The 13,426-nt window shown below is 59.2% G+C and carries 17 protein-coding genes; 8 read left to right on the top strand and 9 right to left on the bottom strand.

The features are described from left to right. Window positions 1-4: 4 nt before the first annotated feature. Window positions 5-544, top strand: a complete 540-nt coding sequence (locus BMX55_RS06010) for a chemotaxis protein CheW (protein ID WP_218144463.1) — start codon at window positions 5-7, stop codon at window positions 542-544. Then, entirely contained in the window at window positions 544-1,404 is an 861-nt protein-coding gene (locus tag BMX55_RS06005; RefSeq protein WP_091454363.1) for a CheR family methyltransferase, read from the top strand. Before BMX55_RS06010 ends, BMX55_RS06005 begins: the two co-directional genes overlap by 1 nt. Window positions 1,405-1,422: 18 nt before the next feature. On the opposite strand, the gene BMX55_RS06000 is transcribed toward BMX55_RS06005, so the two are convergent. Then, window positions 1,423-1,959 (bottom strand): phasin family protein, encoded by a 537-nt coding sequence (locus tag BMX55_RS06000; RefSeq protein ID WP_177172829.1) that lies wholly within the window; start codon window positions 1,957-1,959, stop codon window positions 1,423-1,425. 163 nt (window positions 1,960-2,122) lie between these two features. On the opposite strand from BMX55_RS06000, the gene BMX55_RS05995 reads away from it, so the two are divergent. Then, on the top strand, window positions 2,123-2,377 hold the full coding sequence (locus BMX55_RS05995) for a hypothetical protein (RefSeq protein WP_091454361.1): 255 nt from the start codon (window positions 2,123-2,125) through the stop codon (window positions 2,375-2,377). Window positions 2,378-2,399: 22 nt separating this feature from the next. Here BMX55_RS05995 and BMX55_RS05990 read toward each other — a convergent pair whose 3' ends face one another. The 4 genes from BMX55_RS05990 to BMX55_RS05975 form a co-directional block, all read right to left on the bottom strand. Beyond that, window positions 2,400-3,410: an NAD(P)H-dependent glycerol-3-phosphate dehydrogenase gene (locus BMX55_RS05990; protein WP_091454360.1), complete on the bottom strand. Its 1,011-nt coding sequence runs from the start codon at window positions 3,408-3,410 to the stop codon at window positions 2,400-2,402. Between the two features lie 54 nt (window positions 3,411-3,464). Further along, window positions 3,465-3,932 carry a protein-export chaperone SecB gene (gene secB, locus BMX55_RS05985; RefSeq protein WP_091454359.1) on the bottom strand — a complete coding sequence of 156 codons (468 nt, stop codon included), beginning with the start codon at window positions 3,930-3,932 and terminating at the stop codon, window positions 3,465-3,467. A 78-nt stretch (window positions 3,933-4,010) separates the two neighbouring features. Continuing rightward, window positions 4,011-4,271, bottom strand: a complete 261-nt coding sequence (gene grxC, locus BMX55_RS05980) for a glutaredoxin 3 (RefSeq protein ID WP_091454358.1) — start codon at window positions 4,269-4,271, stop codon at window positions 4,011-4,013. Between the two features lie 38 nt (window positions 4,272-4,309). Further along, on the bottom strand, window positions 4,310-4,717 hold the full coding sequence (locus BMX55_RS05975) for a rhodanese-like domain-containing protein (RefSeq protein WP_091454357.1): 408 nt from the start codon (window positions 4,715-4,717) through the stop codon (window positions 4,310-4,312). A 72-nt stretch (window positions 4,718-4,789) separates the two neighbouring features. On the opposite strand from BMX55_RS05975, the gene gpmA reads away from it, so the two are divergent. The 3 genes from gpmA (at window position 4,790) to BMX55_RS05960 (ending at window position 7,843) form a co-directional block, all read left to right on the top strand. After that, entirely contained in the window at window positions 4,790-5,533 is a 744-nt protein-coding gene (gpmA, locus tag BMX55_RS05970) for a 2,3-diphosphoglycerate-dependent phosphoglycerate mutase (RefSeq protein ID WP_091454355.1), read from the top strand. Window positions 5,534-5,654: 121 nt separating this feature from the next. Beyond that, entirely contained in the window at window positions 5,655-7,094 is a 1,440-nt protein-coding gene (locus BMX55_RS05965) for a S41 family peptidase (RefSeq protein ID WP_091454354.1), read from the top strand. Continuing rightward, window positions 7,091-7,843 (top strand): HesA/MoeB/ThiF family protein, encoded by a 753-nt coding sequence (locus BMX55_RS05960; protein WP_091454352.1) that lies wholly within the window; start codon window positions 7,091-7,093, stop codon window positions 7,841-7,843. Before BMX55_RS05965 ends, BMX55_RS05960 begins: the two co-directional genes overlap by 4 nt. 140 nt (window positions 7,844-7,983) lie before the next feature. Here BMX55_RS05960 and coaD read toward each other — a convergent pair whose 3' ends face one another. Genes coaD through BMX55_RS05940 form a run of 4 tightly spaced genes read right to left on the bottom strand, consistent with a single transcriptional unit; the run spans window position 7,984 to window position 12,007 of the window. Beyond that, window positions 7,984-8,484: a pantetheine-phosphate adenylyltransferase gene (gene coaD / locus BMX55_RS05955; protein WP_091454350.1), complete on the bottom strand. Its 501-nt coding sequence runs from the start codon at window positions 8,482-8,484 to the stop codon at window positions 7,984-7,986. 26 nt (window positions 8,485-8,510) lie between these two features. Continuing rightward, window positions 8,511-9,188: a 16S rRNA (guanine(966)-N(2))-methyltransferase RsmD gene (gene rsmD, locus BMX55_RS05950; protein ID WP_091454348.1), complete on the bottom strand. Its 678-nt coding sequence runs from the start codon at window positions 9,186-9,188 to the stop codon at window positions 8,511-8,513. Next, window positions 9,185-10,534, bottom strand: a complete 1,350-nt coding sequence (locus BMX55_RS05945) for a M16 family metallopeptidase (RefSeq protein WP_091454346.1) — start codon at window positions 10,532-10,534, stop codon at window positions 9,185-9,187. Before BMX55_RS05945 ends, rsmD begins: the two co-directional genes overlap by 4 nt. A gap of 18 nt (window positions 10,535-10,552) precedes the next feature. Then, complete coding sequence (locus BMX55_RS05940; RefSeq protein ID WP_091454344.1) at window positions 10,553-12,007, bottom strand: M16 family metallopeptidase; 1,455 nt, start codon at window positions 12,005-12,007, stop codon at window positions 10,553-10,555. A 27-nt stretch (window positions 12,008-12,034) separates the two neighbouring features. Between BMX55_RS05940 and BMX55_RS16390 the strand changes: the two genes are divergently transcribed. Beyond that, window positions 12,035-12,196, top strand: a complete 162-nt coding sequence (locus BMX55_RS16390; protein WP_177172828.1) for a hypothetical protein — start codon at window positions 12,035-12,037, stop codon at window positions 12,194-12,196. 54 nt (window positions 12,197-12,250) lie between these two features. Next, entirely contained in the window at window positions 12,251-13,396 is a 1,146-nt protein-coding gene (ftsY, locus tag BMX55_RS05935) for a signal recognition particle-docking protein FtsY (RefSeq protein ID WP_091454342.1), read from the top strand. The last annotated feature ends 30 nt before the right edge of the window (window positions 13,397-13,426 follow it).

Genomic DNA, 13,426 nt, shown 5'->3' with positions numbered 1-13,426 from the left:
CCCTATGCTGATGCAAACAGGCGCGCCGGGGCTGGCAACAGCCACTGAGTCGGTGGTGGAGGCCGTGCCCGTGCCCGCGTCGCAGTATTTGATGGTGCAGTTAGGTGCAGAGCGTTTTGGCATGGGCTTGGTCAGCGTGCGCGAAATCCTGCAATACCGCGACCTGACCACCGTGCCGCTGGTGCCACCACTGATCCGGGGGGTTATCAATTTGCGTGGGGCCGTGGTGCCAGTGATTGATCTGGCGGTGCGGTTGGGGCGCACCGCTGGCCCGGTAACGGAGCAAACCTGCATCGTTATTGTTGAGTTGGAGAGCACCGAGCATCTGCCGCGTGGTTACAAAATGGGGCTGGTGGTAGATGCGGTGTCTCAGGTGCAAGAGCTACCAGAGGCCGACAAAGTGCCCACCCCGGAGTTTGGTACCCACATGCGGCCCGATTTTGTCCAAGCGATGGGCCGTATCGGTGGGCAGTTTGTGGTGCTGCTCCAGCTAGAGCGCGTGCTTTGGCTGCCAGAGGTAGCGATCATGGGGGCGTTGCGCTGATGCCCCATGCACCGCTGCCGCCACTGGTGACTCGGCTCACGCGCAAAGAGTTTGCCAGCTTTCAGGGGCTGATCTTCAAGATGACGGGCATCAGCCTGTCAGAGGCCAAGCAAGACTTGTTGGTGGGGCGGCTGGCGCGGCGCGTGCAGGCGCTGGGCTGCCACAGCTTCAGTGCGTATTTTGACTACCTGAGCAAAGGTAAAAATGCCGCTGAGTTGCAGGCAATGGTCAACTTGGTGACCACCAACGAGACGTATTTTTTCCGTGAGCCTAAGCACTTTGATTTTTTGCAGCAACAGGCCGAGCAGCACCGCTGCGAGGGCAAGCGGGCGTTTCGGGTGTGGAGCGCTGCTGCCTCTAGTGGCGAAGAAGCCTACACCGTGGCCATGGTGTTGGCCGAGACTTTGGGCAAGCGCCCGTGGGAGGTGCTGGGCACCGACATCAGTACCAAGGTGCTGGCCACCGCCCAAGGCGGCCATTACCCGATGACGCGCACGGAGGGCATTCCGTTGCCCTTACTGAAAAAATACTGCCGCAAAGGCATACGTCAGCAAGATGGCACCTTGTTAGTGAGTAAAGAGCTGCGCCAGCGCGTGCAATTTTTGCATTGCAACCTGTTGGCCCCGACAGCGGTTACAGGCTTGTTTGACGTGATTTTTATCCGCAACCTGCTGATCTATTTCAATTTAGAAACCAAAAAGCGGGTGATTGCCAACTTGCTGCCGTTTTTGCGCGAGGGCGGCCACCTCATTGTGGGCCATTCTGAATCCCTCAAGGGCGTGAGCCAAGCTTTGGTGCAGGAGTTGCCCAGTATTTACCGCCGCCAAACCCCGGTGCCACCCGCCAGAGCTGGAGCCTGACGGGGGGAAGGTAGGCGCTTAGGCCGTTTCGGGGTGTGCTGTGCTTTCCACTGCGGCCAACAGGTTAGCTTGGGTGGCGTTGTTCGCTTGGGTCACAACTTGCTGAATGGCACTGACGGCCTCGTTGGCCGAAGCCAAGCGGTTTTTAACGCTGGCGCTGAGGGCTTGGGCGGCCACGGGCATATTTTTGAGCATTTTGTCCATGTTGCTTTGCATCCGCTCCCACTGGCTAGACACATCACCCAGCCCCGCCTTGGGCTGCACTTGCCAGGCTTGCCCCAGATCGTTGGCAATTTGGTAGAGCTGCTGGCCGTACTGACTGGCTTGCTTAGCGAGCGGTTGCACCACATCGGCCTGTAAAGCGCTTAACTCTTCGGGGCGTTGCACTTGGAGCAGTTTGGTCCAATGCTGTGTTTGTGTGCCTAAGGCCGCCTGTGTGGTTTGCACATTGAGCGTAGAAATTTGCACCATGCTTTCACAGGTTTGGCGTGTGAGCTGCTGAAAAAATTCAAACGGATCAGACGAAAGAAAAAACGGACGTGCAGTGGGCAACATGGTCATCCTTGGTAAGGGTAAGTGCCCAATGTAAAAGTCAAATGTGACATTTATATGAATGACAAGATGATATGTTGCGCTGCAGCATATGCAAGGAATGCTGCTAGAATTGTTGCGGGATGTTCAAATTTCTCATCTGCATGAAAAATTGTAAGGATTCACAATGATTGCCATCAAAAAAGCGCAAAAAATCATTCAACGAGAAATAGATTCTGTTGCTGCCTCCATTTTCTCTGAGCTGGTGCTGTCATTGGAAAAAGATACCAATTTCAATCTGCACCGTCTTTATGAGTTGGATTATAAAAACTTTGAAGTTGCAGTCGAGATTATCAAAGAATGGCGTTTAGACCGCTACTATGCCAGCAAGGTTAAAATTTTGGCCAGCGCTCTCTATGTAGAGGAATTGCAGCAGCATTGAGGTGCATGCTGGGATTGCTGATTTATACGCATTCTTGTTTGGGGTCGCGTTCCATCAAGATAGACACTGCGTCCAAGGGGCGCAGTAGGCCATCGAGCAAAGCCACCACGCCCTCGCTGATCGGCATTTCTACGCCCATATGGCGGGCGCGCTGCACCACAGTGCGGGCGCTGTAAACACCCTCGGCCACATGGCCCAATGAGTTAACCGCTTGCTCTAGGCTTTGCCCTTGGGCCAGCAATTGGCCGACGCGGCGGTTGCGCGACAAATCGCCAGTGGCCGTGAGCACCAAATCACCCAGCCCAGACAACCCCATAAAGGTCTCAGCTCGTGCGCCCAGCGCCAACCCTAGGCGGGTCATTTCGGCCAAACCGCGTGTGATGAGTGCAGCACGGGCATTGAGGCCCAGCGCCAAGCCATCGCACAGGCCGGTGGCAATGGCTAGTACATTTTTGACAGCACCACCTACCTCTACGCCCACGATGTCGTCGTTGGCATACACACGCAGGCTGGGGCTGTGCAACGCTTGTACCAAGGCGTCACGCACGCTGGCGTGCTCGCTGGCGGCCACCAAGGCCGTAGGCTGGCCGCGCGCTACTTCTTGGGCAAAACTGGGGCCACTGAGCGCCCCAGACAGCAAATGGGGTGCTACTTGGGCGCATACTTCATGCGCCAACAGGCCAAAAGCATTGGAGCCTGCCGGTACCGCTTCAAAACCCTTACACAGCCAAGCCACTGGGGCAGGGCAGTCACGCAACTGTGTGAGCAGGCTGCGTAGTGCTGCTGTGGGCGTGGCCACAATAACCAAATCAGCACCTGCCCATTGCGCCTGCACTGGGCCATCGGCCAAAGCCAAGGGAGCGGGCAGGGCGATAGCGGGCAAATAGCGGGTATTGCACCGCGCCGCCAGCATATCGGCACACTGGTGGGCATCGCGCGTCCACAGCGTGACGGCATGGCCTGCTGGATGCTGGGCCGCACTGATAGCCACAGCAGTGCCCCAAGCACCGGCACCAAGTACAAGAATTTTCATGATGGCGTGCGGGCACCCCGGCGGGTGTGCCGCAGGTGCCCTCTGGACAAAAGATTACTGTGGCAGCAAGGTAGAGGGCGCTTGGCCTTCTACTTGGGCCTGTTGTTGCTGCTCGTACATGGCTTGGAAATTGATTTCTGCCAGATGCACGGGCGGAAAGCCTGCACGGGTGATGAGGTCGGCCACGTTGCCACGCAGATAAGGGTAAACAATTTGCGGGCAGGCAATACCCATGATGGGGCCCATTTGTTCTTCAGGGATATTGCGGATTTCAAAAATACCGGCTTGCTTGGCTTCCACCAGAAACACGGTGCGGTCTTTGACTTTGGTTTGCACCGTGGCGGTCACGGCTACTTCAAAAATGCCTTCGGCCACGGGGGTGGCTTCTACGCCCAATTGAATATCCACGCTGGGCTGCTCTTGCTCGAGCAAAATGCCGGGCGAATTAGGTTGCTCTAAAGAAGCATCCTTGAGGTAAACGCGCTGAATTTGGAATACGGGGTTGTTAGCTTGATCGCTCATGGCAAAAGTCTTTCTGCAATAGGTACATGAAAAAGCCCACCGGGGAGTGGCTCCCACAGCGGGCACACGGTAGGTGGATTATGCAGCGCCCAGCAGGGGTAGCAGGCCGCCTTGGCCGTCGAGTGCGATCAGGTCATCACAGCCACCCACATGGGTGCTGCCGATAAAAATTTGTGGCACGGTGCGCCGCCCAGTCAGCTCCATCATCTGCTGGCGGGCGACAGGGTCTTGGTCGATACGGATTTCTTCAATCTGCTCTACCCCTCGGCTTTTGAGCAACTGTTTGGCGCGGATGCAATAGGGGCAAACGGCGGTGGTATACATCTTGACGGCTTGCATGGTGTGTCCTTTTGATGGCTGGCTAGGAGAAGAGACGGCTAGGCTTTCTTTTCTACCGGCAGCCCCGCATCTTGCCAAGCCTTGAGTCCACCTGCCAGCACTTGGGCATTGGTGTAGCCCAACTTTTGCGCCACGGCTGCAGCGCGCTGGGCGCGGCTGCCACGGGCGCACACCAGCACCAGTGGCAGGGCCTTGTTCTTCGCGACCGCAGGCAGGCGACTTTCTAGGTCTGCCAGTGGCACATTTTTGGCACCCACGGCATGAATGGCCGCGTATTCATCGGCGCCGCAGACATCAATGAGCACGCCTTTTTCGCGGTTGATGAGCTGCACCGCTGCTGCCGTGCTCAGGCCACCGGCCCCGCCTTGCAGGGCGGGCAACAGCAACATAGCGCCGGAGACCACGGCCAGAAGGATCAAATACCAGTTCTCGACGATGAAATTCACGTTATTCCTTGGGTTAGCAAACAGCGACAATTTTAGAATGTACGGTTTTGACCTGCTCTCTCTAGGGAAACCATGCACAAACTCGTTCTGATCCGCCACGGCGAATCCACTTGGAACCTTGAAAACCGCTTCACCGGCTGGACTGATGTCGATTTGACCCCCACGGGCGTTTCGCAGGCCATGTCGGCGGGCAAACTGCTCAAGGCCGAAGGCTACGAGTTTGATCTGGCCTACACCAGCGTGCTCAAGCGCGCCATCCACACCCTGTGGTATGCCTTAGATGAGATGGATTGCACTTGGCTGCCGGTGCAAAAAAGCTGGCGCTTGAACGAGCGCCATTATGGTGCTTTGCAGGGCTTGAACAAAGCCGACATGGCACAGCAGTATGGCGATGAGCAGGTGCTGATCTGGCGTCGCAGCTACGACACCCCCCCGCCCGCCCTTGAAGCAAACGACCCCCGAGGCCAGCGCGATGACCGCCGCTACGCCGCACTCACGCCTGACCAAGTGCCGCTGACCGAATGCCTCAAAGACACCGTGGCCCGTGTGCTGCCGTTCTGGAACGAAGTGATGGCTCCAGCCATCCAAAGCGGCCAGCGTGTAGTGGTGGCGGCGCACGGCAACTCCATTCGGGCTTTGGTCAAGTACCTAGACAACATCTCTGAGCAAGATATTGTGGGGCTCAACATTCCCAACGGTATTCCGCTAGTATATGAACTGGATGAAAACCTCAAGCCCATCCGCAACTACTATCTGGGCGATGCTGAGGCAGCAGCCAAGGCCGCTGCCGCTGTGGCTTCGCAAGGCAAAGCATAAAAAAACTGGTTGCTTTCGCAGCGGCTCCATCCACAAAGCATATAAGTAAAGTGTCTGCACCGGGAACTGGTGCAGGCGCGGCCCCTCCAAGGGAATGATTGAAACGGTAAAGGTGTGTTCTATGGGCCACAAACTCAAAATTGCAGGGTGGGTGTCGATAGGCGTGGTCGCCGGGGCGCTGACCACGGTGTCGCTACAAACCATGGCGCGCGGTGCCATGTCGCCGCTGCCACTGGAAGAAATTCAGCAACTGTCCGCTGTCTTTGGCTTGGTCAAGACCGACTATGTCGAGCCAGTGGACGATAAAAAGCTCATTACCGATGCCATCGCTGGCATGGTGGCCAGCCTTGATCCGCATTCACAGTATTTCGATAAAAAATCGTTCGCTGAATTTCGCGAAGGCACCACGGGCAAGTTTGTCGGTGTGGGCATTGAAATCACCCAAGAAGACGGCCTCATCAAGGTGGTCTCGCCCATTGAAGGCTCGCCCGCTTTTCGCGCTGGCCTCAAAACCAACGACCTGATTACCAAAATTGATGACACCGCCGTCAAGGGTTTGTCCCTGAGCGATGCCGTGAAAAAAATGCGCGGCGAGCCACGCACCAAAGTCACGCTAATGATTTTGCGCAAAGACGAGGCCCGTACCTTCCCGGTGACTATCACCCGCGAAGAAATCAAGACCCAATCGGTCAAAGCCAAAATGATCGAACCCGGCTACGGCTGGATTCGCCTGAGCCAGTTCCAAGAGCGCACCGTCGATGATTTTGTGCGCAAAATCGAAGAGTTGTATAAGCAAGACCCGCACCTCAAGGGCTTGGTGCTCGACCTGCGCAATGACCCTGGTGGCTTGCTCGATGCAGCGGTGGCGGTGTCGGCAGCTTTCTTGCCTTCGGATGTCACGGTGGTCTCTACCAACGGCCAACTGGCCGAGAGCAAGGCCATTTACAAGGCATCGCCTGAGTTTTATGCGCGTCGGGGCAGTGGTGATCCGCTCAAGCGCCTGCCGGTGGCTCTGAAAACCGTGCCGCTGGTGGTGCTGGTGAACGAAGGCTCGGCCTCGGCCAGTGAGATCGTGGCCGGTGCGCTGCAAGACTACAAACGTGCCACCGTCATGGGCAGCCAAACCTTTGGCAAAGGCTCGGTGCAAACCGTGCGCCCCTTGGGGCCGGATACCGGCATCAAGCTGACCACGGCGCGCTACTACACGCCCAGCGGCAAAGCCATCCAAGCCAAGGGTATCGTGCCCGATGTCATGCTCGACGAAACCGCCGAGGGCGACTTGTTTGCCGCGCTGCGTACCCGCGAGGCTGACCTCGAAAAACACCTAGGCAACGGCCAAACTGCTGAGAAAAAAGACGAAGTCCGCGAACAGGCCCGCGAGGAAGCGCGCAAGCGCCTCGAAGAAGAAGCCAAAAAGCCACTGACCGAGCGCAAACTGCCTGAATTTGGCTCCGAGAAAGACTTCCAACTGTTGCAAGCGATTAAGCAACTGCGCGGCCAGCCGGTGCTGGTGAGCAAAACGCAAAGCGAGCGCAAGGACGAGAAAAAAGAAACGCCATGACCGATGAGCAGCTGTTGCGCTACTCGCGCCACATTCTGCTCGATGGTTTGGGCATAGAGGGCCAGCAGCAGCTCTTGGCTGCCCATGCGCTGGTGATCGGTGCCGGGGGCCTAGGCTCACCGGCAGCACTGTATTTGGCCTCAGCAGGGGTGGGGCACATCACGCTCGTCGATGACGATACCGTAGAGCTGACCAACTTACAGCGCCAGATTGCCCACACCACGGCGCGGGTAGGCCTGCCCAAAGTGGAGTCGATGGCGCAGGCGCTGCACGAGGTCAATCCGCAGGTGCAGGTTACTGCGGTGCAGGCCCGTGCTGATGCAGCCTTGCTGGCCCAGCTGGTAGGCCAAGCCAGCGTAGTGCTCGATTGCAGTGACAACTACGCCACCCGCCATGCCATCAATGCTGCCTGTGTGCGCCAGCGCGTACCCTTGGTGGCAGGGGCTGCCAGCCGGTGGGAGGGGCAGATTACCGTAGTGGATCCGCGCCAAGCGGCATCGCCCTGCTATGCCTGCCTGTTTGCCCCTGATGCCCAATTTGAAGACCTGCGTTGTGCCACGATGGGGGTGCTGGCACCCTTGGTAGGGATTATCGGGGCCATGCAGGCCGCCGAAGCCCTCAAGCTGCTGTGTGCCACTGGCTCCTCGCTGGCGGGGCGGTTGCTCATGCTCGATGCCCGCTCTATGCAGTGGCGCAGCCTCAGGGTGCCGCACAACCCAGAGTGCGAAGTGTGCGCAAGCGCGACTTAGCCGGTGTCATCTCAAATTTTGCAAGGTATTGCAACAACCCATGAAATCCAACAAGGGCGCGGCAGCCAGTTGGTGCCTGAGGTGGTCGATGCCTTCATGAGCGTGCACGAGAACCAGCACTAGTCACCCGATTTTGGAGTTTATGCGTTGGCTGCTGGGTTGAGCTTGCGCAGCAACTGCTCATGCACAGCGGGCGAGACAAACTGCGCCACAGCGCCGCGCAGCATGGCAATCTCGCGCACCAAAGTGCTGCTGATGTGCTGGTAGGGGGTGCTGGGGGTTAAAAACACGCTTTCTATTTCAGGGCGCAGGGCGCTGTTCATGCCCGCGAGTTGAAATTCATAATCAAAATCAGTGCCCGAACGCAGGCCGCGCACCATGACTTGCGCGCCACTGGCGGCGGCAAACTCTGTGACTAGCCCTTCAAAGGGTTCGACTTGGATGTGGGGGTAGTCTTTGACAGCCTCGCGCACCATGTGCAGGCGCTCGTCTAGCGTGAACATGGTTTTTTTGTGGTGTGCGATAGCCACCGCCACTGTGACGCGGCCAAACAGGCGGGCGGCGCGGTGCAGCATATCTTCGTGGCCCAAGGTGATGGGGTCAAAAGTGCCGGGGTAAATAGCCAGAATGTCGTTTGCCATAGAGGTGTCTCCGGTGATGGGGTGGTTTATGGCTGGCGCAGTACCAGCAAATGGGCATGGACGGCCCCGGCGCGCAGGTGCCGGTGCAGCGCCAAGCCCAGCGGCTCTAGGGCGGCATCGCTCCAAGCGGTGGGGGCCTCTAAGTAAATAAAACCTTGGGGTGCCAAGGTGGCTACGGCGGCTTGCAGGGCGGGCTGGAACAGGTCGCTGTCAAAGGGGGGGTCGATCAGCACCAGATCGAGGCTGGCGGGTGGGCATTGCCGCAGTTGGGCCACGCCATCGCCCCGGCGCACTTGCACTGTGCTGGCTTGTAGGCGTTGGCACAGAATTTGGAGCTGGGCCACCAAGGCGGCGTCTTGCTCAATCAGTTGTACGCTGGAGGCTCCGCGTGAGGCAGCCTCTAGCCCCAGCGCGCCGGTGCCTGCAAAGGCATCCAAACAGCGCCAGCCGCTCAGATCTTGGCCTAGCCAGTTAAACAGGGTTTCGCGCACCCGGTCGGGCGTAGGGCGCAAACCGGGCTTGGTGGCTACCGGCAGCCGAGTGCGTCGCCATTGGCCGCCAATGATGCGCACTTCACCGGCTCCGGCGGGGGCAGGTTTGCTACGGGGTGCAGGCACGGTTTTGCTGGTGGGGGCGGCAGGTGCTGGGGCGGGGGCGCGCAGGGCGGCTTGCGCCTGTGCGGGGGTGAGGCGGCGGCGGCTCATGGCTGCTGGCCTCCCACGATGACCGTAGCCATGCGCTCTGGTTGTAATTTACGTTGCATAGCGGCCTTAATGTCAGTGATGGTGATGGCTTGCACGCGCTCGCGCCAGTGCTCTAGGTAGTCCAGTGGCAAGCCGTGGGTAGCAATGTTGACTACATTGCCTAGCAGTTTTTGGTTGCTGTCGATGCGCAGGGCAAAGCCACCAATCAGGTTGTCTTTGGCGGCGCGCAATTCGGCGGGCGTAGGGCCTTGGGCCACAAAGCGGGCCAGCACTTGGCGTGCTACTTGCAAGGCTTGGTCGGCTTGGTCTGGGCGTGTTTGCAGGGCGATGGTGAAGGCACCGGCGTGCAGGCTGGGGGCAAATTGGCTATAGACGCTGTAGCTCAGGCCGCGCTTTTCGCGCACCTCTTCCATCAGCCGCGAGACAAAACCGCCGCCGCCCAAAATGTGGTTGCCCACCAGCAGTGCCAAAAAGTCGGGGTCGCTCCGGGGAAAGCCGGGTTGACCGATCAACACATGGGCTTGGGCCGAGGTAAAGGCAATGTTTTGCTGCGTGGGTGTGGTCAGTGGCGTAACTTCCGCCACGGCAGGCAGGGGGTCGCATTGGGCTGGCGCGGGCAGGCGGGCCAGCAAAGTCTGCACCAGTGTTTCGGCTTGGGGCTTGGTCAGGGCTCCGACGATATGCACGCGGGCGCTGCAGGCTTGCAAGTAGCGGCTGTGGAATTGCGCCATATCGGCCACGTCGATACGCGCTAGCGTGTCATCTGTCACGCGGTAGCCGTAGGGGTGGTTGCCATAGACGGCTTGCTCAAACGTTTCGTGGGCCACTGTGCCGGGGCGGGTGCGGGCCTCGCGCAGGGCTGCGCCCCAGCGCTGGCGTTCGCGCTGCCAGATGTCTTGCGGCCAAGCGGGCTCGGCCAGTTGGCGTGCTGCTAGCTGCGCCGCTTTGTTCAGTAGTTCGGGGCGGGTCAAAGAGCGCAGGCCGAAGGCTAAGGCGTCTTCGCTGGCGCTGATGTTCAGGCTGGCCCCCAAATCGGCCCAAGCCTCACCCAAGGCGTTTTCGTCCAAGGCTGGGGCTTCGCCCACGGCGCGCACGCCTTTACTTACCATACCCGCAACTGCTTGAGCCAGCCCGGACTGATCGGCAGGGTCGCGCCGCCCACCCGCATCAAAATGGATTTGCACATCCACCATCGGAATGGCGGGGCTTTCTACCAACCAGACTTGGGCACCATTGGCCTGTTGCCAGTGCTGTATGGGGATGAGTGCCCAAGCAGATTGCACCGACAAAACCAAGCCAGCGCCCAGCACACAGGTGCGGGCGATATATTTTTTGAAGATCAACATAGGGGTTTTGGTGCAGCGTTAATGGCGGGTGCTGAGGGCCGGGCCGGGTGCGCGTTTGCGCTGGGTGTCTAGCGGCTGCGGGATCAGGGTAGCTACGGTGAGTTGCTCATCGACAAAATAGCGTTGCGCCACGGCTTGCACCTGCGCGGGCGTTACGGTGCCCAGCAAGGCCAGTAGCCGGTCTTCGGCATCCAGTGGCAAGCCTTGTACCCATGAGCTGCCTACATCTTGCCCCCGGCTTTGCAGTGAGTCGCGTTCGTAGATGGTGCTGGCCATCCATTGTGTTTTTACGCGCTCTAGCTCGGCGCTGTTGACGCCATCGCGGGCCACACGGGCCAGTTCGGCGCGCAAGGCGTCTTCTACCTGTTGTGCGGTTTTGCCTTGGCTAGGCACGCCCAGCAACACGAACAAGCCGGGGCCTCGGCCCATGACATCCGCGCCACTGTGGGTAGCATCAGCAACGCGTTGTGGCCCTTGGCTGAGGGCGCGCTCTAGTCGGGCACCATCGTAGCCACTGAGCAGCGCCGATAGCACGATCAGCGCCAAGGCATCGCGGTCGCCATCGGTCATGGCTTGCGCGTCTAATTGGCGCAATGCCGGGGCCTTAAAGCCCAGCGCCACATAACCTTGCTCGGCGGGGGCTTTGACTTCTACCCGGCGCAAGCCCTGTTGCGCCGGTTCGGTGCGCGGCTTGCGTGTGGGCACGGCACGGGCCGCAATGCGGCCATAGGTTTTTTCGGCCAGTTGGCGCACTTGCTGCACATCGACATCACCCACCACCACCACAGCGGCGTTGGCCGGTACATACCATTGGCGGTGGAATTGGCGCACATCGTTGGCGGTGAGCGAGTCCAAATCGCTCATCCAGCCAATGATGGGCCGCCGGTAGGGGGATGCGTTAAAAGCCGTGGCATACAGTTGCTCCATCAGCAGGGCGCGGGGTTTGTCTTCGGTGCGCAGGCGGCGCTCCTCTTTCACCACCTCTAGTTCTTTTTTAAATTCTGCATCGGGCCATTGGTTGTGTGCAAAGCGGTCGGCCTCTAGTTGCATCACTGCCGCCAGCTTGTCCGATGGAATTTGCTGGTAGTAGCCGGTGTAATCGCGGCTGGTAAAGGCGTTCTCTTGTCCACCCAATGCCGCTACGCGGCGTGAGAAATCTCCGGGGGCTACCTTGGCACTGCCCTTGAACATCATGTGCTCTAACACATGGGCCACGCCTGAGGTGCCGTCCACTTCGTCCATCGCGCCCACGCGTAGCCAGACCATGTGCAGCGCCGTGGGTGCGCGCCGGTCGGCTTGCACAATCAGCGTCATGCCGTTGCGCAGGGTGAACTGCTGTACCGGGCTGGCTGTGGTGCTGGTAGGCAGGGCTGCCGGTGTAGCGTTAGAAGCCACAGGCTGGGTAGGGGCCGGATCTTGTGCTCCGGCTGCAAAACAGGCCAAGAGGCCGAAAAGGGGGAGGACGTGTTTCATGGATCGCTTGATTCTAAGAACTAAGCAATGTTCCCTGCACCCGAGGCCGCTGCACTTGCCTTGATTGACCTTGTTTTTGCCACTGGCAACCATACGCGTCTCTCATCGTTGAGCAAAATGCACATTGAGGCCGACTTTAAAGGCCGTGCCCAAGCCACTACCATCGGTGGCATCATCGCTTGGCGCTAAAGTGGTGCCCGTTCACCACTATCGCCCGACCGCACAGGCTCATATCACCCCGCAATGTTCAGTTTTTTCAAAAAAAAGCCCCCGGCACCCGTAGTGCCCACCCCTGAGGCTGCCGCTGCGCCCGCCTCTGCCCCGCCAGTGCCCTCCGCTGAGGCCACAGAAGCCAAACGCAGTTGGCTACGCAACCCCTTTGCCAACAAAGCCAGCGCCGCCCCTGCCGTAGAGCCAGCCCCAGAGGCCAGCACGCTGCCGGTAGCCGCATCGCCATTAACCTCGGCCCCCGAACCCACCGCCAAGCCCGAACGCCAAGGCTGGATGGACAAGCTCAAGGCTGGGTTGCGCAAAACCGGCAGCAGTATTGCCACCGTGTTTACCGGCACCAAAATCGACGAAGCCCTCTACGAGGAGCTTGAAGAAGCCCTGTTGCTGGCCGACACCGGCGTCAAAGCCACGCAATGGCTGCTAGACGATCTCAAGCGCCGCGTCAAAGACAGCAAAACCACCGACCCCGCCGCTGTCAAAGCGCTGTTGGCTGATGCCCTGACCGAACTGCTCACACCGCTAGAAAAACCGCTGGTGATCGGCCAGCACACCCCCACCGTCATCATGGTGGCGGGCGTCAATGGCGCAGGCAAAACCACCTCGATTGGCAAACTGACCAAGCACTTGGCGCTAGAAGGCGCTTCCGTCTTGTTGGCCGCTGCCGATACCTTCCGCGCCGCAGCGCGCGAGCAATTGGGCGTGTGGGCTGACCGCAATTTGGTCGAAATCGTGAGCCAAGAAGGTGGCGACCCTGCCGCCGTCAGCTTTGATGCTGTCACCGCTGGTAAAGCCCGTGGCAAAGATGTAGTGCTGGTCGATACCGCTGGGCGCTTGCCCACGCAACTGCACTTGATGGAAGAACTGAAAAAAATCAAGCGCGTAGTGACCAAGGCCGATGGCACTGCCCCGCACGAAGTGCTGTTGGTGATTGATGGCAACACCGGCCAAAACGCCCTAGCGCAAGTGCGCGCCTTTGATGATGCGCTGCAACTGACCGGCTTGATCGTGACCAAACTCGACGGCACAGCCAAAGGCGGTGTGCTGGCAGCTATTGCCCAAGAGCGCCCGGTGCCGGTGTACTTTATTGGCGTGGGTGAAAAACTAGAAGACCTAGAAACCTTTAATGCCCGCGAGTTTGCCCAAGCACTCTTGTCTTAAAAGGTAACAGTGCTCAAGCGCTGATTATGT

Origin of the sequence: Giesbergeria anulus (assembly GCF_900111115.1) — a bacterium.
Taxonomy (GTDB): Bacteria; Pseudomonadota; Gammaproteobacteria; order Burkholderiales; family Burkholderiaceae_C; genus Simplicispira; species Simplicispira anulus.
This window is presented reverse-complemented; position numbering and strand designations above follow the sequence as displayed.